Raw genomic sequence first — 23547 nt, 5'->3', positions numbered from 1 at the left:
CCTAACCTTTAACTGCGCCAGACGTTAAACCACTGATCATCTGTTTCGATGCGAACAGGTATGTGATCACGAGTGGTAAAATAGAAATTGTGGTACCTAGCATTACCGCGCCCCATGGCGTATTCGGAATACCTTGAACACTTCGTAGTGCTTGTGTGATGACGTAATTGTCAGGGTTGTTCAGCACCACAAGAGGCTGCATAAACATGTTCCAGAAGAAGACGAACTGCACGATAGCGAGTGTTGCTAGTGCCGGTTTCATCAGTGGCAGTACCACACTCCAGTACGTTCTGAACTCACCTGCGCCATCTAACTTCGCCGCTTCTAATAGCTCTTTAGGAATCGATGCAATCACGTGCTGACGCATCAAGAAGATACCAAATGGCGTGGTTGTGAACGGTAGCCATACCGCCATGTGGTTATCCAGCAAGCCTAAGAATTTCACGATCATGAAGTAAGGGATCAAGCTAAGCACTGGCGGAATCGCCATTGAGCCAACCAACATGCCGAACAACACGTTCTTACCGCGGAACTTAAACACAGCAAACGCGTAACCACCCATGCTACAAAACAGCAGCGAGATCGTGGTGCCTAAGAAAGCCACGTAAATCGAGTTAAACATCGCTTTCCAGAAAGGCATGATTTCCAGCAGTTTTGCGTAGTTCACCATTAGGCTATCGCCAATTGCAAAGCTGATGCCCGAGCCGAAGATCTCCGAGCGGTCACGTGTTGAAAGCAGTGCTGACCACACAAACGGGAACACCGTAATGATTGCGGAAACAATCAGTAATATGCCGAGCATGACCATCAAGATCTTAGTCATGATGTACATGGTGCGTTCGCTTGGCATTAGGCCACCTAGTGGTGAGGTATTTGTCTTAATTGATGTCGACATCTTAATGTTCCCCTAAGCCTTTCTTACCGAAGAATAAAAATTGAACCAAAGTACAAGACGCGATCAGTGCAAACAGAAGCCATGAAATTGCTGACGCTGTGCCCATTTCTAACCATTCCCAACCCACTTTGTAGAGGTACATAGAGATAGTTAAACCAGATTGACCCGTACCACCTGTACCACGCGTTAGAACGAACGGTTCTTCAAACATTTGCAGGTTACCGATGATGGTCATGGTGATTGCAAAGAAGATGAATGGACGAATCATTGGTAGTGAGATGTTCCAGAAGCGGCGGAAGGCATTGGCACCATCCATACGTGCAGCTTCTAAAATGTCTTTAGGAATCGTCATTAAACCCGTGGTGTAAAGGACGATGTTAAAACCGGTGTATTTCCAGAAAACCATGATCGCGATAGACGGCTTCACCATAGTGGCATCGTCTAACCAGCGGATTGGTTGAAAATCGTTAACCCAAGCAAATGCCCAACCAAACAGTGTGCTATCGGCCAATGCCATTAGCGTTTGGTTGATAATTCCTGAGTTAGGAGAATACATATTGAAGAAAATCAGTGACGCTGCGACCGTTGATGTGATGAACGGTAGAAAGTACGCCGATGTTAGCCAGTGACGCATACGGTCACCCATTGAAACCAACATGTAAGCCACTGGAATAGCGACTAAGTGCTGAGCAACACCTGATGTGATTGCTAGCCACAATGTGTTCTTTAATGAACGCCATAGCCATGGGTCAGTCAAGGCAATGTGATAGTTCTCAAAACCAACGAACTCCATTGCATCCATGCCCTGTACTGGGTTCCATTCGTGGAACGACAGGTAAACAGAGAACAACAGCGGGAAGATCCCAAATACAGAAAAAATGATCAGAAACGGCAGAAGGAATCCATACGGTGTAAGCGCTTTCAAATTCAGACGAGAAAAAAGGCTTTGCTCCGAAGGTTCTATCGTTGTGCTCGCTGTATGATTCATAGTAACGACCTCTTAAAAAAGGAAGCGCGTTATCCACGCTTCCTCACTTACTTAAAGTAAAACCAAATTAAAGATTACGCGTACGACGCTTAATTAGGCGCTCTGCCTCTTTAAGTGCAGTTTCGATGTCCTTGCCTTCATCAAGCACTTCCATCAATGCGTTCTCTAAAATAATAGAACGTGCTACGTGGTCGCCTTGAGCTGGAGATACTGGCTTGATGTTCTGTGCCACTTCTGCAAATAGAAGACGCGCTTTCTGCCCACCTAGGAACTCCATCTCTTCTTGGAACAACTCATCGTCATACGTCGTTACGTTCGCAGGGAAAGCTGCAATCGTTTCGAAGTGCTTAAGTTGAACTTCACGGTCAGTCGTCATGTACTCGATAAGCGCCCATGCTTCGTCTGGGTTTTCAGATTGCGTTGGGATAGATAGGAATGAACCACCCCAGCTGCCGTAGATACCATCAGGAAGGTTTTCTACTGCCCACTTACCTTTGGTTTCAGGTGCAATCCAGTTGTTTAGGTGACCAAGTAGCCAAGCGCCAGAAAGTTGAGTTGCAAATGTGCCGTTGCGGAAGCCTTCGTACCATTCGTTAGACCAAGCCAGAATGCGGCCATCTAAGCCTTTGTCGCGAATCTCTTTTGCTACTTCAAACGCGTGAACAAAGCGCTCTGATGTCACAACTGGGTTGCCATCTTTATCGAAGTAAAGACCTTCACCTTCAGGAACTGTAGTAAAGATGATTGCTTGTGCTACGTCAGCTGCTGAAGCGATAAGCTGTACGTTTTGCTCTTTCAGCTTCTCACCAGCTGCGATGTATGAATCCCAGTCTTTGATTGCGTCTTCTACATTGATGCCCGCTTTTTCAAACACGTCGGTACGGTAGTACATAACACCAGGGCCAAGGTCGACAGGAATACCGTACATGTCGCCATCAGCACCTTTACCTTGCGCCCATGCATATGGTGCGAATCGCTCTTGGTACTTATCAGCACCGTAGTTTTCAGACAGGTTTACTAGGCCACCAGAACTTACGAATGGACCAATTTTCTCAACGTCCACAACAATCACATCACCCGCGCCAGAACCCGTTGCTAAGTTAGTTGTCAGTTTCGTGTGGTGGTCACCGTGGTTGTTCATAAGGTAATCCACTTTGATACCAGTTTTCTTTTCGAAATCAGGCAGTAATACCTTCAGGCTGCTATCAAAATCTGGGAAGCCGTCGAAACGAATCTCTTTGTCAGCAGCATTAACAGCTGTTGCACCTAGTCCTAAAGCAACCGCGCATGAAAGCGCTAAGGTCTTAAATTTCATGTTCTATCCTTAATATTTTTTATAGGGTAACGAGTAAATCCGATACCGAGTTTCTAGTGACCAACGTCGGCAGCAATTTAAAGTTCACGTCATGTTTAATTTTCTTTAGCTTTTGCAGAGTGAGCTGAACCGCTTCAATGCTCATCTCTTCAATAGGGAAATTAATAGTGGTCAAACTAGGGGTCAGATAACGCGCGAAGATGGTGTTATCGAAGCCCACAAGAGAGATGTCTTTTGGTACCGACAACCCCTCTTTATGTAGAACTTCGAAGGCGCCAAATGCCATGTGATCGTTTGAAGCGAACACTGCAGTGAAGTGACACTTACGGTTGATGAGCTTTCTCATGGCACTGATGCCAGTCTCTTCGGTAAAACCCGCCTCAGAGACTAAGGCTTCATCGTATGGCACACCCGCCTCTTCCAAAGCCTTGCGATACCCCTGCAAACGCCCCCTAGCGTCTGCTTTATCTAAAGGCCCGGTGATACACGCGATATCTTTATGCCCCTTTTGTAAAAGATATTGAGTAGCGAGTAGCCCCCCGACTTCGTTATCAATATCAATACAACTCATCGCCATTTCTGGGATGAAGCGGTTAATTAAAACCACAGGGGTCCCCTGTTCTTCCAATTCAATTAAATAATCATCACTGAGCAGTTGAGTATGAAGAATCAAAGCATCGACACGACGCCCCAACAGAAACTCCACCGACTCGCGCTGCCCTTGTTCAGTATTCGACCCCGCAGTAACAACAGCGTGGTAACCAAAGCGGCGTAGGTTTTCTTCTATACAGTGCAAAATGCCTGAGTAGAAAGAACCACCCAGTTCAGGAACAACAACACCCACACTGCCAGTACGACTTGAAGCCAAAGCTTGAGCGATAGAGTTCGGGCGATAACCCAACTCTTTGATCGCCTTTTCAACCTTTAGCTTCTTGTCATGGCTCACTCTACTGGTGCCGTTAATCACTCTAGACACTGTCGCTTGAGACACACCTGCATGCTCTGATACGTGTTTAATTGTTGCCACTCGAACCTCGATACTTCATTAGCTTGTAACCGCTTACAAAACGATTATTAAGAAATTACGTATTCCTTGAAGTGAGTGTCATCACACTAAACTTGGAGGTAAAAAGGCAGGATTTGGAAATCTTGAAAGCGCTTACAGATTGGCTTGATGCCATGAAACTGTTTCATGAGATTATTGTTAATATTATCAGGATGACATTTGGTTAATTACCGTTCAGATCAAAAAGCAGCTCGAAACTAAAGGAACAACGCCCTGCAAAAGCTGGGCGTGAAATGATGTGAGAAGACCAAAAGACGCTAACGATCGCAGGCTGGTTGTTCCGCAAGCTTAAACTCTTGAGTTAGTGAGAATTGCTGCTGCGACATGGTTTCAAGCTGCTGCCCATGAGAAAACAGAACCTGAGATCGTTGAGAGTTGTCCTCTGCCAAGGTGTGTATCTGGCTGATGTTTTGTGTGACTTGAGAGGCGACCACTTGATGCTCGGTAGTCGCTGTCGCAATCTGGTGACTTCTTTGCTCTACCTCGTTCAACAGAGTGGACACCTTTGATATTGAGCCATTCACCTCACCGGTTTGTTCAACACATTGAACCATCCCCACCACACATTGATTAATTTGTTCCACCGCCAGTTTAGAACTGGTTTGCAACTGTTCAATCTTGTTGTGTATCTCTTGCGTTGAGGCATTGGTTTTGGCCGCTAACACGCGAACTTCATCGGCAACCACAGAAAAGCCGCGCCCTTGTTCACCTGCTCGCGCCGCTTCAATAGCGGCATTCAATGCCAACAAATTAGTCTGTTCAGAGATCCCAGATATCACATCCAAAATAGAGCCAATGCTGGCGCTTTCGCTTTCAAGCTGGCCGATGGTCGCTGTTGATTCTGCTAATTTGCGTTCCAAGCTACTCATCAACTCGACGCTTTTGTCCATCGTCTGTTGGCCATGATTGGAACTCGACACCGCTTCAGTCACCAGGGTTAACGTTTGATTAGCCGCTTGAGTTATTTCTGTCACCGAGCACTCTATCTGCTCCATGGCCGTTGCCACCATTACGGTCTGATTGGTTTGGTCTTGCATCGCCTCACTCAAAGAGCGGCTAGTGCTTTGGTTCTCCAAAGATGCTTCTTTTAAGCGCGTTGACGATTGGCGCATGTTCTCAATCATTTCAGTCAGATGACAGATAACCAAATTCACTTTATCGCTAACTAAACCAAACTCATTATTCGCTTGATATTGCACCATTTTGCTCAAGTCCTTGTTAGCAACTTGGTCCAATGCGCCTTGCAGAAGCTTGCTTGGTTTACGAATCCCTTTGGCGATATTCAACCCAATCAAAAGAGCAATAACTACAGAAGCGAGAGCAATCACGCCTTGTATCCAAAGGGCTCTCTCTGAAGAATCCATCGATTCGTGATACAAGCGCGTTGCAGTATCTTCGGCGTATAGAGAAAGCTCATCAAAATGACTCAACTGTGTATCAATCAGCTCTTCAATTTCCTGTTTTTGAAGGGAGATAGACTCATCAAGTTTGACGATTTCTTTATGAGTAGATACCGAGCCGCTAGATGAAAACGCATGTGAAGCGAGCAGTGATAAAGACTGTTGACTGCGACGTAGTAAAGATGAGTCCAGGTTATCTAAGTCGGTTACCGCTTGTTCGAATCGCTCTTTGCGACTTTGTAGGCGTCGCTCTACCCCGCGAACTTCTGATGACGTTTGTAATGAGAATGCCTCATTAGCCTCTGCTGCAATCAGGCTTAGTTGCACCAACAGTGCTTCGACCGCCTTTTGTATTTGATCTGATTTCGCACTCGCCAGTTGATTGACCAAGGTGTTATTAAGCTGTCCCACCACAGACTGAAATTGCGCTTGCCCCATCGCACCAAGATCTTTGCTATCCAGATAAGCAACGTAAAGTTCGAGTACTCCTTCTATCTTTTCGATCGTCGATCTACCCGTTTCATCAATGTTGCTAAGCAGGGTTTCCATTTGTGAGCCAGTGACACCTTTACCTTCAAACCAACTCAACTGCTGCTGATATTGCTCAATATTATTCAATACGGTCAGTTTCAGTGGTTCGAGTTCATCCATGTAATTGGCGGATAAATACGGCGTGATGCTGCGATTAATGTCCAGAAACCGAATGGTCAAGGTGGAGGATTGAAGCATAAGTGGCGTAGCTTGCTGGGTGATGTTTTCAATTCGAGTAGTAATATCTTTATTGCTACTGATACTTAGCCATGCGGAACCTAGCATGATCACAATCAGTACGAAGAAACCTAAGTAAACTCGAGACACGATGGAAGAAAGTCTCATAGTGGATCCTTGATCTAGTGGCGAAAAAAAGGGCACAAAGAGTGTGCCCAAGAATGGAGTTATATAACGTGCCCTAATCAATCTGCCTTTAGGGCTAAAATGGACAGTATTTACGTACTATTGAAACGCATGGATATTCGAAAGCATGGCTCTTTGAAAATATGCCGGATTCAAAGAGCCGCTGTTTCTATATCAGTGATTACCACCAAGCTTCAAACATTGCCCCGAACGACAATGTATCTACATTCGTTGTCTTCACAGTGTTGCCTTTAGTTTCTACATCACCCACTGTTGTGTAGAAACGAAGCATTGGACGGCTCCAAGGTAAACCACCTAGAGAAACGTTTTGAGAAAGCGTTACTTTCCATGCGTTCTCTTCACCGTTGTCATCGTAATCAACCATGCCGTAGCCCGCTTCTAACCATGTAGAGTGAACATCATCCCATTGGTACTGTGGACGAACAATACCAGCGTATTCCGTGTTCTCGCGGTCTAGATCAGAACCAGAGTTGTCTTTGTACGACACTAAGTAATCAATGATGAACTGCTCAGATGCTGCGTAGCTACCTTCCAAACTTGCGTAAAACGTTTGGTAATCACCTTTCAGGTCATATACTGACGAATCAGCACCGTCACCATACTTAACAACCAACTTATTAGACTCACCCAAACCTAAAGTTGCACCCAATAGGTATGCTGTTTCATCACTTACTTTTGGTTTTCCGACTTCATCGGCTTCATCTGATGCAAAACCATAGTTCGCGTATAGGTCCAGTTGACCAATGCCCGCGTTAATTGAGTGAAGCTTAGAAGTAATTGCGTATCGACCGTTATCGTTCACTAGGCCGCCTTTCACTTGGCCTACAAAGCCCATGTCTAGCTTGGCACCACCAAAGTCTAAGTTGTTAAAACCAGCACCTTGACCATCGTGTGTCATCCAGAAGTAATCGTTCAAACCTTGTTGCGGACGTTGATGGAAGTCACGACCAGCCCACATGTAAAGCTCAGGCTGACTTTCAAAGACGTTGGTTACACCAGCGTACATTTTTTTCATGCTTAGGCCGCCGTCATCAGCCCATGCGTCAGCTTCCCAGTGGTCAGCCATGAATACGATGTCCCAGATAGCGCCGTTGTCTGCTTGGAAAAACTTAGCGAACTGAACTTCACCGCCGTTGGCTTCGTTACCTAAACGACCAACAGATCTGCCTGTTGTACCGATGTCTACGTAACGCTCATCACCACTCTTGTAGTGAGCACCGTAACGAGCATAACCAGAGAAGACGATACCGTCTGGTACATTGGTTTCTGCAGTCAGAACCGCTTGTTGTTGATCATCAACATACTTGATATCACCAACTTGAGATTCCAGCTCTTGGATTCGTTGTTCCAGAGCGGCAAGATCCGTTTCTGCAGCAAAAGAAGAGATTGAAGCAAGCGAAGCCGCCACTGCGACCGTTATTGGCAAAAGCTTAAATTTTTGCATTGTAATTCCCTATTATTTTTTTGAGTTTTCATCGAACAGGGAAATATTAAGCAATGAAAGCGTTGAAAAGTTGGTCGCTGTTCACACTGATAAATTAGGTCGAGAGCCATGAAACTTTTAGAAAAGTCATACCCAAAACTATTAATTTAATATCAGAAACTTAGAACAGAAATCGCGTGAAATATCAGCTTGAAATCGCTTTCATTTCATCAATAATGGCGGGGTCTATCACGGAAAACAGTGTATGAAAATGAGGGAAAGATGGTGCAGTTTTGACGGCTTTTCATATATATGAAAAGCCTCAAAATCTATCATCAATTTTGAGGCTTTTTAGTTATGGTCAAATATCTATTTTAATTGATTCAAAACATCTCTACGGCGTATCAAGAGACTCAACACCCATGTTGAACAGAGTAAATGCATAGATATCTGCAGTAAGATCGATAGCTTTACTCAATGGCATTCCAGCACCGTGCCCCGCATTAACATCAATACGAATCATCACAGGCGCACCGCCATCGTGCTTGTCTTGTAGCTCAGCGATAAACTTATAAGAGTGAGCAGGCACCACACGGTCATCATGGTCAGCCGTCGTGACCAATGTTGCTGGATAGTCGACACCACGAACCACATTATGAACCGGAGAATAACCAAGCAGGTATTCGAACATCTCTTTGCTTTGCGCGGAAGTGCCGTAGTCGTACGCCCAGCCTTCGCCAGACGTGAATGTGTGGTAACGCAGCATGTCTAGTACCCCAACAGCTGGCAAAGCCACTTGGAATAACTCTGGCCTTTGAGTCATACAGGCACCTACAAGCAAGCCACCATTAGAGCCACCGCGAATCGCTAACTTGTCGCTACTGGTGTAGTTTTCTGAGATTAGGAATTCTGCTGCAGCGAGAAAGTCATCAAACACATTCTGTTTCTGCTGCTGAGTACCGGCTTTGTGCCACGCCTTGCCATACTCACCGCCGCCTCTCAGGTTGGGAACTGCGTACACGCCACCCAACTCCAACCAACTGCCCACCGTGCCCGAGAAAGAAGGGGTTAGGCTGACATTAAAGCCGCCATAGGCGTACAACATAGTTGGGTTATTGCCGTCCAGTTTTAGTCCCTTCTTATAAGAGATAAGCATCGGAACCTGAGTGCCATCTTTTGAGGTATAAAAGACCTGCTTAGATTCAAATTTGTACGACTCAAACGGAGACTCAGAGTGCTGATAGATCTCCGAGTTGCCAGATTCAACATCAAACGAGAAGATAGTGGGCGGCGTAATATAATTGGTAAAGGTGTAATAAAGCTGCGTTTGCTCTTTTTTACCACCCAAGCCGCTGGCCGTTCCTAATCCTGGCATGTGGAGCTCTCGAACTAGGTTACCTTGGTAATCAAGCTGATCAATTTTGGATACCACGTCCACCATATAGTGCGCGAACAAGTACCCTCCACCTGTACTGATATCTAACGGCTGTGGCTTTTCTGAGATGATATCTCGCCACTGCTCAGTACGTGTGTCAAAACTCACGACCTTGCCATTCGGTGCATTAAGATTGGTGTACAGAATGAAGGTCTCATCTTGGTTATCGATGAGATACGTGTCGCTATCCACATGATCAATCAGAGTATTCAACGATTGTTCTTGTGAGTTTAAATCAATATAAAACAGTCTGTTACCAGACGTGGACTCTTTTCCGAGGATGATTAAATAGCGATCGTCTTCGGTAGTGTAGCCGGACACATAGCGGTGCTGTTCGTCGTTGTTTTCGCCAAAAATCACCTTGTCATTGGCTTGCTCTGTACCTAACTCATGGAAGTACAATTTGTGTTGCTCAGTGCGAGCAGAGAGTTCACTACCATCGGGCTTATCGTAGCTTGAGTAGTAAAATCCACGATTGCCTAACCAAGAGATGCCAGTAAATTTGGCGTCAGTGATTTCTGTTTCGAGCTGCTGCTTAGTCTCAGTATCAATCACGAAGATTTTACGCCAGTCACTGCCGCCCTCAGAAATACTGTACGCCACTAAACTATAGTCTTTCGAAAATGACACTGAGCCCAGAGATGTGGTGCCATCTTCCGAGAAGGTATTCGGGTCTAGGAATACTTCAACCGACTGCCCCTCTTTCTGACGATAGAGAATACTGTGGTTTTGCAAGCCATCATTCTTGTAGAAGTAGGTGTAATCGCCTCGGACAAACGGCTGCGAGCTCTTTTTGTAGTCTTGCGCTTTTGCTAAACGTTCTCGCAGTTCTGCGCGGTAGGGAATTTGATCAAGGTAATCAAACGTGACTGCATTTTGGCTCGCTACCCACTGCGCGGTTTCGCCACTTCTGTCATCTTCTAGCCAGCGATAAGGGTCTTCGATTATCTGACCAAAATAATCATCGCTGACAATCTGTTTATTGGTGATTGGATATTGATACTCTTTTAAATAGCTCATCGTGATCCCTATTAAAAATAGTGAGAAATCGTCAGGTAACGCGTTCTTATGTGTTCAATCAGTAACTTAATCTTGTTGGGCGGCTGGCGAGTAAAAGGGTAAACCGCATAAATACCCAACTTCTTACCCACCAAGTCAGGGAATATGTCCACCAGCTGACCGTTGCGAATATCGTGATAAACCAGACAGCGCGGTACATAAGCCACACCATGCCCACCTAAGGCGGCTTTTCTTAGCGCGGTCGCGTTGTCCGTCGAGAAAGAGCCCGAAACGCGCACGATATATTTGTCGTTGTCGGTACAACCGTCTTTACTGTGCAAAAACTGCCACTCACTCGCTCCAGTGGTTTGATAAGCGTATTGCAAGCAGTTGTGCTCAACTAAGTCCTTGGGCTGCATCGGTTTACCGTTTTTGGCGATATACGAGGGCGAAGCACACACCACCCATTGCGAATCCAATATATGTCGTGCAATTAAGCTGGAGTCTTCTAGGTAACCGGTACGAATCACCAAGTCCAAACCATCTTCTACTAAGTCAACAAAGCGATTGTCCAGTGACATATCGACCGTTAAACCTGGATGCATATTACAAAACTCGGCAACGGCGTCTGCCAGAATCAAATCTCCAGAGATAGTAGGCACTGACATTTTGATATGACCGCTGACATTTTCACCAAAGCCTGAAACTGCGTCCATAGCCTCTTGAGTCGCCTGCTTCACATTTTTGGCTCCGTGCAAAATTGCCTTACCCGCCTCAGTCAGGGTCAATTTGCGCGTCGTTCGATATAATAATTGCACGCCAATTTCTTCCTCTAGGCGTGCAATTCTTTTACTAACTACTGAATTTGTAAGGTTATTTTGCTCTGCTACCTTACTGAAACTGCCCAGTTCTACTACCTGTGAAAACAGGATCAAATCGTCTGCTCGCATCTGATTATGTCAATTTTGGAATTAATTATTTTCATTATTTCCCTATATCAATAAAAAATAAAGGGGTAAATTCACGCCAAATTAACAAAACAATTACAAAAGAGTCATTCCTATTACAAGATTCGCAACCAAATGGTTCCCGCTTAGAGGCCAATAGCGAGTCAAAAAATGACAACCCATAACGTGTTATCTACTTCAAACATGAACGTTTGAAAACAGTACGAGGAAGTACCCATGAGTGAAACTCTACTAGCTCTATTGGCCTTTTCACCAATAGTTGTTGCAGCGATTCTGCTGGTCGGCCTGAACTGGCCTGCGAAAAAAGCGATGCCAGTGGCATTTGCATTAACCGTTGCTATTGCCCTATTTGCTTGGGATATGTCTGGCACTCGCGTGTTGGCCTCGGTATTCCAAGGTTTCGGTATTACCGTGTCGGTTCTCTGGATTGTGTTCGGCGCCATCTTCTTATTAAACACTTTGAAACACACCGGAGCTATCACCACCATCCGCAACGGCTTCACGGACATATCCGCTGACCGTCGTGTTCAGGCGATCATCATCGCTTGGTGTTTCGGCTCCTTCATTGAGGGCGCATCTGGCTTCGGTACTCCCGCAGCTATTGCAGCGCCGCTACTAGTTGCTATCGGCTTCCCTGCGCTTGCTGCGGTATTGATGGGTATGATGATCCAATCGACACCAGTATCATTCGGTGCGGTTGGTACACCTATAATCGTTGGTGTGAACAAAGGCTTGGACACGCATAACATCGGTGAAAGCCTGATTGCTCATGGTTCTACTTGGGACGCTTACCTACAGCAAATCACCTCAAGTGTGGCGCTGATTCACGCCTCTGTGGGTGTGATGATGCCAGTCTTGATGGCGATGATGCTGACTCGTTTCTTCGGTAAGAACAAAAGCTGGACGGAAGGTTTAGATATCCTACCGTTCGCACTGTTTGCTGGTGCAGCGTTCACCATCCCTTACGCACTAACCGGTGTCTTCCTAGGCGCTGAGTTCCCATCTCTAATTGGTGGTCTGGTTGGCCTTGCAATTGTTGTTACAGCAGCAAAACGTGGCTTCCTAGTACCGAAATCAAAATGGGACTTTGAGAGCGAAGACAAATGGCCAGCTGAATGGTTAGGTTCTCTGAAAATTGACCTTGATGACAACAATAAAGGCCATAAGAAGATGAGCATGGCGATGGCATGGGCACCATATGTGCTGCTGGCTGTGACTTTGGTTGCGAGCCGCGTGAGTCCTGAGTTTAAAAGTCTCTTGAAGAGCGTTAGCCTATCGTTCAGCAACATCCTTGGCGAAACCGGTGTGAGCACTGCGATTCAACCTCTTTACCTACCGGGCGGTATCTTAGTATTCGTGGCATTGGTTGCTGTTCTGATTCAAGGCCGCAGCGCAGCGCCACTGACAAAAGCGTTCGGTGAATCAAGCAAAACACTGATTGGTGCTGGTTTTGTACTGGTGTTCACCATCCCTATGGTTCGTATCTTTATCAACTCTGGCGTGAACGCAGCTGACCTCGCGAGTATGCCTGTAACAACAGCAAACTTCGCCGCTGACCTTGTGGGATCTGCTTTCCCGGCATTAAGTGCAACCGTCGGCGCTTTGGGTGCCTTCATTGCGGGTTCGAACACAGTATCAAACATGATGTTCAGCCAGTTCCAATTCGAAGTAGCGCAAACCCTGACTATCTCAAGTGCTGTCGTCGTTGCCCTACAAGCTGTTGGTGCAGCAGCCGGTAACATGATTGCAATTCACAACGTGGTAGCCGCTTCGGCAACGGTAGGCTTACTAGGACGTGAAGGTGCAACACTACGTAAAACCGTTATCCCTACCTTCTACTACTTGGTGATGACAGGCATCATCGGCCTAGTGGTTATCTACGGTTTCAATATGACAGACGCACTTATGTAAGCCATAAGTCGTCACCAAAGCACTTGGCGTTAATACTCAATTCCCCGACAGCAACACCGTCTAATAAGACAGTTGATGAGTTCCGAGATGGACACTAGAGCACATCAACACTCACGGGTATTAACGCCACTTTCCCGAATTAAAGCAGCCCAAACCAAGCTCTCAAAGAAGAGCAACATCCCAAGAATTTAGGACTGAAATTATGATCATATCCGCATCGACTGATTACCGCGCCGCAGCAAAATCGAAATTACCTCCGTTTCTTTTCCACTACATTGATGGTGGTTCTTACGGAGAACACACATTACACCGCAACACGGCTGACCTTGCTGAGATTGCGCTAAAGCAGCGCGTACTCAACGACATGTCGGATCTAAACTTAGAAACCGAGCTGTTCGGCGAGAAGCTTGCGATGCCAATCGCACTGGCGCCTGTTGGTTTAACGGGTATGTATGCACGACGCGGTGAAGTACAAGCCGCAAAAGCCGCAGACAACAAAGGTATTCCTTTTACCATGTCGACCGTGTCGGTGTGCCCGATTGAAGAAGTAGCCCCTAAAATTGAACGCCCAATGTGGTTCCAACTTTACGTGCTCAAAGATCGCGGCTTCATGAAGAACGTACTAGAGCGTGCAAAAGCGGCAGGCGTGACCACACTGGTCTTCACCGTTGATATGCCCGTACCCGGTGCACGCTACCGTGACATGCATTCCGGAATGAGTGGACCAAATGCAGCAGTACGCCGCGTATTCCAATCTATGCGTCATCCTAGTTGGGCAGTTGATGTCGGCTTGCTGGGTAAACCACACGACCTAGGCAACATCTCTACTTATCGTGGTTCTCCTACCAAGTTGGAAGACTACATCGGTTGGTTGGGCGACAACTTCGACCCATCGATTTCATGGAAAGACCTAGAGTGGATTCGTGATTTCTGGGACGGCCCAATGGTCATCAAAGGCATTCTCGACGAAGAAGATGCAAAAGACGCGGTGAGATTTGGCGCAGACGGTATCGTCGTTTCAAATCACGGTGGTCGTCAGCTTGATGGTGTTTTATCGAGTGCTAAAGCGCTGCCTTCGATTGCTGATGCAGTTAAAGGCGACACCAAGATTCTGGTCGACTCTGGCATTCGCACTGGCTTAGATGTGGTTCGCATGATGGCACTTGGCGCAGACTGCACCTTGCTTGGCCGCTCATTCGTATACGCATTAGCAGCACAAGGACAAGCCGGCGTTGAGAACTTACTCGACCTTTACGACAAAGAGATGCGGGTTGCCATGACATTAACCGGCGCAAAGACAATCAAAGACTTAACTCGTGAATCTTTGGTGGGGTTAGATTAAGTCCGTCAATTCACTGTAATGCTTTGGTCTACTTAGACTGAAGTTCAATCGGTGTCACAGCAATTCCACTGCCGTTGTGACACCGTTTAAGCACTGGAAAATAAAATAAAAAGCTAGGGCGTGTTGATCTTTCGAGCTGATTTTTGCAGCGAGTTGCTGGGTATTTATACAAGGCAGAGGCGTCGATGTGTAGCTAGCCTACATGAGAAGCCGATAACGTAGTAGAAATGGCCAGCAAACGCTGCCCGAAGGGTTCGACTAAAAGCGTTTTACTCTTTGTTGAGGGGGATTTGCTTAGAGTGACTAGGCTACTTCCCCCTCGCCGCGATTAAAACGCTTTTATCTCGAACAAAATTTAACCACGAAAGGTCAACACGCCCTAACCAGTGCCAAATAAGAAGCACAAGGAAGCAAAGATGGAGACAAACACATCCCATGAGCGGGTAATTGACGCGAAGGCTTATCAGCAGCTTGAGGCGATACTGGCTCAAAGAATAGAAACGGAACGCATTGTCACGCAAGAGGCAAAGCGATTGGCTTACGGCACCGACGCGAGTTTTTATCGCTTGGTGCCGAAAATGGTTCTAAGGCTTAAAAACCTAGACGAAGTAATATTCACCATCCAAAGCTGTCGTGAACTGGGCATTCATTTTACCTTCCGCGCAGCAGGCACCAGCCTTTCAGGACAAGCGGTTTCAGATTCCGTACTTATCACTCTGACCGACGATTGGCGTGGCCATGAGATCGTCGATAACGGCAATCAAATCATTCTTCAACCCGGTGTGATCGGCGCTGATGCCAACAAATACCTCGCCCCTTTCCAACGTAAAATCGGTCCAGATCCAGCTTCAATCAACACCTGTAAGATTGGCGGTATTGCCGCGAACAACGCCAGTGGCATGTGTTGTGGTACCGCGCAGAACTCCTATCGCACTGTAGAAAGCATGAAAGTCGTGTTGAGCGACGGCACCCTACTCGATACTGCAGACAGTGCTAGCGTTGAATCATTCAAGCTGTCACACAAAACGTTGTTTGATGGTATTGCAGAATTACATCGCCAAACCAGCTCAAATCAAGAACTCGCCGACAGAATCCGTCACAAATACCGTCTTAAAAACACTACGGGCTACGCGCTCAATGCATTGGTCGATTACCACGATCCAATCGAAATCATTAAGCACCTGATGATTGGTTCCGAAGGCACACTAGGCTTCATCGCCGAGATCACTTACAACACGGTGATTGAACACCCGAATAAAGCCTCTGCTCTGCTGGTGTTTGCGGACATCGAGCAAGCAAGTAAAGCCGTAACTACTCTATCCAAGACCCCGGTTGCTGCTGTTGAGTTAATGGACGGTAGAGCGCTGCGTTCTGTCGCGGATAAGCCGGGTATGCCTGCGTTTATGCCAAACTTGGATTTAGAAGCCGCAGCTATTTTGGTGGAATCACATGCCAGCTCCCAGCATGACTTAGATTTACAATGTAAATCAATTTTGGATGCATTGGCTGATTACACGATTATTGAATCTGTCCCCTTCACGTCCGATCCAAAGATTGTCGCTACCCTTTGGGGCATCCGAAAAGGCATGTTCCCAGCCGTTGGCGCAGTGCGTGAAGTCGGTACGACCGTCATCATTGAAGATGTTGCTTTCCCAGTTGAAAACCTAGCGAATGGTATTCGAGAGCTACAAGAGCTGTTCGACAAATACGACTACAGTGAAGCAATTATTTTCGGTCACGCCCTAGAAGGCAACCTGCACTTTGTGTTTACCCAAGGCTTTGATAGCCAAGAAGAGATCGACCGTTACGGTGGTTTCATGGATGACGTTGCCGAGCTTGTCGCCGTGAAATATCAAGGCTCTCTGAAAGCGGAACACGGCACGGGCCGCAACATGGCGCCTTACGTAGAATTGGAATGGGGCAAAGATGGCTACTCTTTGATGCAACAGATCAAAGCGCTGTTCGATCCAGAAAGACTGCTCAACCCTGGCGTTATCATCAACGACAATCCAAACTCCCACATCACAGACTTAAAGCCAATGCCTGCTGCCGACGACCTTGTCGACCGCTGTATTGAGTGTGGATTCTGTGAGCCTGTTTGTCCGTCTCGCACACTGACCTTGTCACCACGACAGCGTATTGTGTTGTACCGTGAGCTGCAACGCCGCCGAGCTGCAGGTGAAGAGATAGAAGCCAGTGAACTAGAGAAAACCTTCGAATACCAGGGTATTGATACCTGCGCCGCGACTGGCCTGTGTGCTGAGCGTTGTCCGGTAGGCATTAACACGGGTGACTTGGTGAAGAAGCTTCGTGTTGCCAAGTATGAGAAGTTCACACCAATCGCTAAGTGGACAGCCGATCATTTCTCGACCACTACGAAGCTCACTAAAGCAAGCCTAAAGACCAATCAAGTAGCGAGTAAAGTCTTGGGTGCAAACACGGTCGGCAAGCTTACCAATGGCTTACGCTCAGTGACCAAAGGCGCGACACCGATTTGGATGCCAGAGATGCCGCAGTCCAACAGTCACTCGCTCACGGCTTCACCAATGACAGCCGCAACGTCGAATAACACTAAAAAAGTGGTTTACCTTCCTTCATGTGCCAGCCGAACCATGGGGCAACAGAGTGATGCGGGCGACCAACGTCCTCTTACTGAAGTAACCATGTCTCTGCTCAACAAAGCTGGTTTTGAAGTCATCCTGCCGAAAAAACTAGACGACCAATGTTGCGGCATGCCTTACGACAGTAAAGGGATGAACGCTCTAGCCCAATCGAAAGCACAACAGCTCGAAGAAGTGTTGTGGCAAGCGAGCCGTCAAGGTGAGTACCCTGTATTGATGGACACAGGCCCATGTGCCAAACGCAGTATTGAGCAGTTCACTAAGCCGTTAGAAGTGCTAGAGCCGACATGGTTTGTGAATCAATACTTGCTAGAACACCTGACGCTTGAGCCACTTAAAGAGACAGTGATGCTGCATGTCACCTGTAGCTCTCGCCGAATGGGCTTAGAAGGTGCGATGTTAAACCTCGCTAAAGCCTGTACCGAAGAAGTGATTGTTCCAGAGCATATTCAATGTTGTGGCTGGGCGGGTGATAAAGGCTTCACTACGCCAGAACTGAATGAAGCAGCAGTCCATCCACTTAAAGAACAAGTACCGAGCAATTGTACTCGAGGTTTCAGTAACAGCCGAACCTGTGAGATAGGTTTATCACACCACAGTGGTATTCCATATCAATCGATCTTGTACTTGGTGGACGAAGTGGCGCAATAGCTCCACTCTCACTGCGAGCAACGTGCTCTAACTTAAAACGAAAAATGGCAGCCCAATTAGGCTGCCATTTCTTTATTCGGCTGAAATATATTATTGGACTAAATGCTATTAAGCGAGAACTACAGAGCCTTATGTTATTGAGCTTACAGTTAGAGCGCTAGGCGCATCAACTCTTCTGGCGAGTAGTGCTCTGCCTCTGCACCTTTGGCGATTAGGTCAATTACTTGGAACTCGCTCATATCACCAAACTCTTTGGTCAAGTACTCGCGAAAGGCTTTTTCGTTCGGCCATTTTCCTCGCACGATATAACCCTCTTCTTTGTCGAAATCTTCCGTCTCAAAAAAAGAAAAATCAGTCATACCAATGTTATGGCAATACAAAACGAGATACATGTTGAATCCTTTACACTTAACTAGGGTCTATTGAACTTTCGAGCAGTTCTAAAAGCAGGCCTAAGGTTACAACATAAATAGCCAACCGAAAACTCAAGCTCCTTGCTGATTCGTTAGTCATCAAACATCATGTTGATGGCTGCACCCAGTAGGATAAGCCCAAGAATTGGTCCCATTACCGCCAGTGGTGCACGTTCAATATATGGCAAGTTCTCTGCAATCATTAAGCCCCATTCCGGTGTTGGTGGTTTTGCTCCAAGTCCGATAAAGCTCAGCGAGGTCAGGCTTAGCGTGATGACTGGCAACCTCAACAACGCGTGTCTTAGTAGCGGCGGCAACACATAAGGTAACAAGTAGAAGCGGAAGATTCTCAGCTTGCTAGTACCCCACAATGGCGCGAGGTGCGTATAGGGCTGAGCCTTGGCTTCTACGATTAAGCTAGAGCAGTGCGCCGCTAATGGCGCCCAAGACACCAGTACAATCGCGATTAATGCGCTGTTCGGATTCATCCCTGTTAAGCCCGCAACCAACAGGCCAGCAATGATGTAAGGAATACCCTTAGTGATCTCGATAAGCCCTTGGCTAAAGCGAGTATTGAAGCCCATGATAATGCCGGTCACCAAACTCAAGAAGGTTGCTAAGATGCCCGCTTGGAAGGTCGCGACCATACCAGAACCGATTCTCGCTAACAGGTCTCGCCCAATGCCATCGGCACCCAAAGGCGCTTGCCAGCTCGGTGATGCCAAACGTGCAAATTGGCTGGTGTATGGGTCTCGGAATGCCGCCCATACCACGATAGCAATTAGGAATGAGAAGATCGCAAAAGCAGTGACACGCTTGGCGCGGCTCTGGGTAAAGCGAAACGAAGAGTGACTACTAATGAGCTTGCCGCTTTTCAGGCTGTGGCCCAGAATCAACTGCTGAACAAACAGGCTGATGCTGCTTACTGCAATCGAAAACAGCAGTAACACCAGTAAGCCGCCTTGCAGCATAGGTAGATCTTGCGCCTTCGCAGCACCAAGAATCATGCGCCCGATACCTGGAATCGAGAAGATAAGCTCAACCGCAACTGCGCCACCAGTTAAACCAATCACGATCATCGCGATTTGTGGGATCAGGCTGCTCAACGCTCTTTTCAGCGCAAAGCGAATAATTTGATTGGAGTGAACGTTGGCACTGAGCCAAGTGATCACCCAAGGTTCGTTAAGAACGCGTTGTAAACTGTCTCTGAGTAGGCGGCTAAATAGGCCGCTAGCAGGCAGTGCCAGCGCTAAACTCGGTAGCCAGATATCTTGCCAGCCTTGCCAACCATACGGTGGTAGCCAGCCTAACCAGATTGAGAACACCAGTATTAATACCGAGGCCACCACGTACTCTGGCAAGGATATTAATACCGTGCTTAAACTGCTGTAACTCTGCCCTAATTTGCCCTTCTTCCAACTGCGCAAGGTAACCAGCAAACCAGCACCACACAGTACGAAAGTCATCACTAGTGCGCTAGACATCAAAAACAGAGACGTAGCCGCTGTTTTTTGCAGGCCTAATGCAACCGAAGAACCATCGATCCATGATGTACCTAAATCTCCAGAAAAGGCACTGCCAACCCAGTCGATTAGGCGCTCACTTGCCGAACGATCCAGCTGTAAATCAGCTCGCACTGCGGCTAAAGCTTCAGGCGTAAGCAGGTGTTGTTGCCCCGCCCTCGCTCGCAGGATGGATTGACTTGGGTCGATGCCAGCAATATCAGGCATCAAGCCAACGAGAATCACCACCACAATCAGTGAAGCGATTCTTGATAGCCAAGGCGTCAAAATAAACAAAGTTCGACGCAGAGTTTCAGCAGATAACATCTATTTAGTTAACCTGTGTTGCCGAGTTAACTTGAGTCGTTTGATCAACCAGGCGACGCTCACTTGGGTCACGAACTACATTATTTACACGTTCGCTTTCACCTTGAATCACACGCTCATGAAGCAGCGGAATAGCTGCGAAGTCATTAAGTATTTTTTGCTCAGCTTCAATGATCGCTTGCTGACGCAGTGCACCTAGTGGTTGCAGGTCTGCGTGAGTCAATGCTTTGTCTACTTCTTGAGAGCAGAACTGACCAAGGTTGAATGAACCCTTACAGCCAAAATCACTCATCATGTAAGCCACTGGGTCACCAGAATCCAGAACGGTTGCACGTGAAAGGATGAACGCATCAAACTTGCCAGACAATGCATCGTTTTCAATCTGAGCGTATTCACGGATATCCAGCTCAACTTTAAAACCAGCCGCTTCAAGTTGCTGTTTAAGTAGTGCAGCTACTTCTGGAAGCTCGGCACGGTCAGTAAAGGTACCGATAACAATGCTCTCACCGTTAGCTTTTAGCGTTTTGTCTACCGCCTGACCTTCAGGTCGAATAGGCGCGGCCCAAGCAAGAGCGGGACCTAACAGACCTTGGGCGATGTCCGCATGGTTTTCATATACGGTCTTCACGATTTGTTCACGGTCCACAGCCGCTGCCGCAACTTTACGAAGGTTGATATCGCTAAATACACCCGACTTGTTGTTCAGGTAAAGCGTGTTAGTACGAGGCATTGCCACTTCATAAAGCAAGCTCGAGTCAATGGTCGCGATTTGTGAAACTGGCACCGCTTCAACGACGTCTGCAGTTCCTGTTCGCAGAGCAGCAGCACGTGCAAAGCCGTTTGGAACATACTCTGCAATCACAGATTCAATTCTCGCCTTTTCGCCCCAGTAGCCATCAAATCGCTGGAGCTTGGCACTTGTTGTTCCGTTAATTTCAGTCAACTCAAACGGCCCCGTACCTGCACCAGTTGGGATTACACGACCATCTTCTTGGTAAGCGCTTGCTGCAAGAATCGCTAGCTGAGGGCTTGATAGACGACTTGGTAAAAGAGGATCATCAAAGCTGGTTTTGATCTCAACGCGGTAGTTGTCCAACGCTTTCACTTCCAGGTCTACACCATCAAGAATGCGAGGCTTGGGTGCTGCTTCAAGTGCCTTCTGAAGCGAGTTCACAACAGACTCTGCGCTTAATGTAGAGCCATCATGAAATTTAACGTCCTGACGAATCGTGAATTGCCACGTCAGTGGATCAACCTGTTTCCAATCCGTTGCCAGCATTGGTTCAGCTTCTGAAGTTGGGCTCAGGTTAACTAGCGTTTCAGCCGTACTCCAGCGCGATAACTTAAACGCATCATCAGAAAGTGGCGATAGGCCCGTTCTTGGTGGCTGCATCATCGCAACACGGATTTCTGATTTGACCGCAGCTTCGCTCGACTCTGGTTGAGAGTCAAAACATCCTGTCAAAGGCAGCGCTAGCGCAAGTGCGCAAGCCAATTTGATTGAATTAAAACGCATCGTTGTTTTTCTCTATAGCTGTATTTTATTAATTAGTGAGGTTGTGTTTAACAAGTAGATTTCGATAGAGGCTGAGATTCGATCAGCATCTGAGTCGCTGGATGAGCAGGTGTGCTCATCACTTGAGATGTCGGTCCATGCTCGACCATTTGCCCATGGTCGAGGACCAGAATTTCTTCGCAAAGCGCCTGTGCTGCGCCTAGGTCATGTGTCACCAAAACAAGGCGCATGTCGCGCTTCTTTTTCAAAGAGTTCAATAAGTCGAGTAGCCTCTGGCGATTCACCGGATCAAGGCTACTGGTTGGCTCATCGGCAACTAATACTGCGGGTCTAACGACAAGCGCCCGAGCAATAGCCACACGTTGAGCTTGGCCCGTAGAGAGCTGATTTGGCTTGAGTGATAACAAAGACACAGGTAAGCCAACGTCCGATAGCGTCTCTTCAATGATGCTTTGATGATTGCCAGAAACATCTAGGTTGCTCAGCGGTTCAGCTAAGATCTGCCGAACGGTGTAGTAAGGGTTGAGGCTAGTGTGTGGCTCTTGTGGCACCAATTGGATAAGGCGACATACCGCCGCTTGCACTTTGCTATTTCGAATTGGCAATGAATGCCTAAACAGGCTGATATCACCAACGGTCGGCAATTTCAGCCCAAATAGCAGTTCAATCAGTGTCGATTTACCCGCACCAGAACGCCCAACAATAGCTAGGCTTTTGTCTTCAACATTAAGGTCGATATTTTGTAGCGCTTTGAACGCCTGACCACCTAACCAACGAGGGATGGAGTAATAGTGCACTCCGACGTTCTCGAACTTAATCTCAATCGGTGTAAGTGTTTCTGAATCAATCACAGGCATTGATGGCGAGACTTCTGAATTTAGTGAAGAGGTCGAGCTCATTCGATGAGATCTCTCAATGAACAACAGAACGCGTGAGAACTCGATTCAAGCGCATGTTTCGGTGCTCCATAAGCCACCACACCGCCATCATCGATCACCAATAACTTGTCACACGCTAACGCGCTGTGTAGATCATGAGTAATAAGCAAGCCGCCAATCTGGCGTTGCTTTACGTTGTCTCGAATCAGCTTAAGTATCTCTTGCTCTGTTACCGGGTCTAACGCACTAGTCGGTTCATCGGCAATGATGATATCGGCGTTACTCAACAAGCCAATCGCAATACACACTCGTTGACGTTGTCCTCCAGAGATTTGACTTGGGTATAACGGCAAAATAGTTTCTGGGTTTGGAAAGCCCAACTGAATCAACAATTCGGTGATCTTGGTTTTGTCTTTTGACTTGGGCTTAGTACGAGTTCCCGTTAGTGCCAACGTAAGCTGACCTTCAATGGAGACAAGAGGATTGAGCGCTTGAAGGGCATCTTGAAAGATAACCGCTGGCCTTTGTGCTGCAGTTCTTTGCAACATCGGCAAATCACACACACTCTCACCAGCAAAAGTAATATGACCATCCGCCTCAACAGTATCGGGCATGAACCCCGCAATCGCACGTGAAAGCATCGACTTGCCGATTCCTGAAGGCCCCATGATCGCTAACAATTCACCTCGATATACATCGAAGCAGATATCTTGGAAAAGGGTTCTCGAAGAAGTTTTGATTGTTAACTGGTCAACAGACAAAAGTGGGGCGTTCACGCAAATACTCATAGACAGATGTTATAACATAACAACCTTATCATTTAGCTGAGGTGATGGAAAGAGAACATTGAACTGTATCGCAGTTTTTTTGCTGTTTGATTGACCAGTTTTAACTATCTATCGGGTACAAAAAAGCGCCGTCTAAATTTACTGTGTAAAGATAGACAAGCGCTTTCATAAAGTTTTAGAAGTGACTTTAGATA

General features: G+C 46.9%; 16 protein-coding genes. 3 read left to right on the top strand and 13 right to left on the bottom strand.

From position 1 onward, the window contains the following. Window position 1: 1 nt before the first annotated feature. From L0991_20030 to L0991_19995, 8 genes are all read right to left on the bottom strand, one after another. Window positions 2–850, bottom strand: coding sequence for a carbohydrate ABC transporter permease (locus L0991_20030; protein ID XGB65421.1), 849 nt, complete (start codon window positions 848–850; stop codon window positions 2–4). Between the two features lie 46 nt (window positions 851–896). After that, complete coding sequence (locus L0991_20025) at window positions 897–1883, bottom strand: sugar ABC transporter permease (protein XGB64319.1); 987 nt, start codon at window positions 1881–1883, stop codon at window positions 897–899. Between the two features lie 67 nt (window positions 1884–1950). After that, complete coding sequence (locus L0991_20020) at window positions 1951–3198, bottom strand: extracellular solute-binding protein (protein XGB64318.1); 1248 nt, start codon at window positions 3196–3198, stop codon at window positions 1951–1953. Between the two features lie 19 nt (window positions 3199–3217). Beyond that, window positions 3218–4225: a LacI family DNA-binding transcriptional regulator gene (locus L0991_20015; GenBank protein XGB64317.1), complete on the bottom strand. Its 1008-nt coding sequence runs from the start codon at window positions 4223–4225 to the stop codon at window positions 3218–3220. A 296-nt stretch (window positions 4226–4521) separates the two neighbouring features. Then, window positions 4522–6540, bottom strand: a complete 2019-nt coding sequence (locus tag L0991_20010) for a methyl-accepting chemotaxis protein (protein ID XGB64316.1) — start codon at window positions 6538–6540, stop codon at window positions 4522–4524. A 199-nt stretch (window positions 6541–6739) separates the two neighbouring features. Then, window positions 6740–8023 carry a carbohydrate porin gene (locus tag L0991_20005; GenBank protein XGB64315.1) on the bottom strand — a complete coding sequence of 428 codons (1284 nt, stop codon included), beginning with the start codon at window positions 8021–8023 and terminating at the stop codon, window positions 6740–6742. Between the two features lie 373 nt (window positions 8024–8396). Further along, window positions 8397–10457: a prolyl oligopeptidase family serine peptidase gene (locus L0991_20000; GenBank protein XGB64314.1), complete on the bottom strand. Its 2061-nt coding sequence runs from the start codon at window positions 10455–10457 to the stop codon at window positions 8397–8399. Between the two features lie 11 nt (window positions 10458–10468). Beyond that, complete coding sequence (locus L0991_19995; protein XGB64313.1) at window positions 10469–11386, bottom strand: LysR family transcriptional regulator; 918 nt, start codon at window positions 11384–11386, stop codon at window positions 10469–10471. 234 nt (window positions 11387–11620) lie between these two features. Here L0991_19995 and L0991_19990 point away from each other — a divergent pair, with 234 nt between their 5' ends. The 3 genes from L0991_19990 to L0991_19980 all read left to right on the top strand — a co-directional run bounded on the left by L0991_19990 (window position 11621) and on the right by L0991_19980 (window position 17929). Then, window positions 11621–13315 carry an L-lactate permease gene (locus L0991_19990; protein ID XGB64312.1) on the top strand — a complete coding sequence of 565 codons (1695 nt, stop codon included), beginning with the start codon at window positions 11621–11623 and terminating at the stop codon, window positions 13313–13315. 202 nt (window positions 13316–13517) lie between these two features. Next, entirely contained in the window at window positions 13518–14657 is a 1140-nt protein-coding gene (gene lldD, locus L0991_19985) for an FMN-dependent L-lactate dehydrogenase LldD (GenBank protein ID XGB64311.1), read from the top strand. Window positions 14658–15073: 416 nt separating this feature from the next. Then, entirely contained in the window at window positions 15074–17929 is a 2856-nt protein-coding gene (locus tag L0991_19980) for an FAD-binding oxidoreductase (GenBank protein ID XGB64310.1), read from the top strand. 149 nt (window positions 17930–18078) lie between these two features. Here the strand turns inward: L0991_19980 and L0991_19975 are convergent, their stop codons facing one another. From L0991_19975 to L0991_19955, 5 genes are all read right to left on the bottom strand, one after another. Further along, window positions 18079–18321, bottom strand: a complete 243-nt coding sequence (locus L0991_19975) for a hypothetical protein (GenBank protein ID XGB64309.1) — start codon at window positions 18319–18321, stop codon at window positions 18079–18081. A 113-nt stretch (window positions 18322–18434) separates the two neighbouring features. Further along, window positions 18435–20171, bottom strand: a complete 1737-nt coding sequence (locus L0991_19970) for an ABC transporter permease subunit (GenBank protein ID XGB64308.1) — start codon at window positions 20169–20171, stop codon at window positions 18435–18437. A 4-nt stretch (window positions 20172–20175) separates the two neighbouring features. Beyond that, window positions 20176–21687 (bottom strand): ABC transporter substrate-binding protein, encoded by a 1512-nt coding sequence (locus tag L0991_19965; GenBank protein ID XGB64307.1) that lies wholly within the window; start codon window positions 21685–21687, stop codon window positions 20176–20178. Between the two features lie 47 nt (window positions 21688–21734). Further along, window positions 21735–22586 (bottom strand): ATP-binding cassette domain-containing protein, encoded by an 852-nt coding sequence (locus L0991_19960; protein ID XGB64306.1) that lies wholly within the window; start codon window positions 22584–22586, stop codon window positions 21735–21737. Continuing rightward, entirely contained in the window at window positions 22583–23341 is a 759-nt protein-coding gene (locus L0991_19955; protein XGB64305.1) for an ATP-binding cassette domain-containing protein, read from the bottom strand. Before L0991_19955 ends, L0991_19960 begins: the two co-directional genes overlap by 4 nt. Window positions 23342–23547: the final 206 nt, after the last annotated feature.

It is taken from the genome of Vibrio chagasii, from assembly GCA_041879415.1.
In the GTDB taxonomy this organism is placed as follows: Bacteria; Pseudomonadota; Gammaproteobacteria; order Enterobacterales; family Vibrionaceae; genus Vibrio.
This window is presented reverse-complemented; position numbering and strand designations above follow the sequence as displayed.

Bases quoted from the DNA above. Each gene is read 5' to 3' on its own strand.
- lldD (XGB64311.1), top strand. From the start codon at position 13,518: ATGATCATATCCGCATCGACTGATTACCGCGCCGCAGCAAAATCGAAA.
- L0991_20005 (XGB64315.1), bottom strand. From the start codon at position 8,023: ATGCAAAAATTTAAGCTTTTGCCAATAACGGTCGCAGTGGCGGCTTCG.
- L0991_19970 (XGB64308.1), bottom strand. From the start codon at position 20,171: ATGTTATCTGCTGAAACTCTGCGTCGAACTTTGTTTATTTTGACGCCT.
- L0991_19975 (XGB64309.1), bottom strand. From the start codon at position 18,321: ATGTATCTCGTTTTGTATTGCCATAACATTGGTATGACTGATTTTTCT.
- L0991_19960 (XGB64306.1), bottom strand. From the start codon at position 22,586: ATGAGCTCGACCTCTTCACTAAATTCAGAAGTCTCGCCATCAATGCCT.
- L0991_19990 (XGB64312.1), top strand. From the start codon at position 11,621: ATGAGTGAAACTCTACTAGCTCTATTGGCCTTTTCACCAATAGTTGTT.
- L0991_19995 (XGB64313.1), bottom strand. From the start codon at position 11,386: ATGCGAGCAGACGATTTGATCCTGTTTTCACAGGTAGTAGAACTGGGC.
- L0991_19965 (XGB64307.1), bottom strand. From the start codon at position 21,687: ATGCGTTTTAATTCAATCAAATTGGCTTGCGCACTTGCGCTAGCGCTG.
- L0991_20010 (XGB64316.1), bottom strand. From the start codon at position 6,540: ATGAGACTTTCTTCCATCGTGTCTCGAGTTTACTTAGGTTTCTTCGTA.
- L0991_20000 (XGB64314.1), bottom strand. From the start codon at position 10,457: ATGAGCTATTTAAAAGAGTATCAATATCCAATCACCAATAAACAGATT.
- L0991_20020 (XGB64318.1), bottom strand. From the start codon at position 3,198: ATGAAATTTAAGACCTTAGCGCTTTCATGCGCGGTTGCTTTAGGACTA.
- L0991_20030 (XGB65421.1), bottom strand. From the start codon at position 850: ATGCCAAGCGAACGCACCATGTACATCATGACTAAGATCTTGATGGTC.
- L0991_19980 (XGB64310.1), top strand. From the start codon at position 15,074: ATGGAGACAAACACATCCCATGAGCGGGTAATTGACGCGAAGGCTTAT.
- L0991_20025 (XGB64319.1), bottom strand. From the start codon at position 1,883: ATGAATCATACAGCGAGCACAACGATAGAACCTTCGGAGCAAAGCCTT.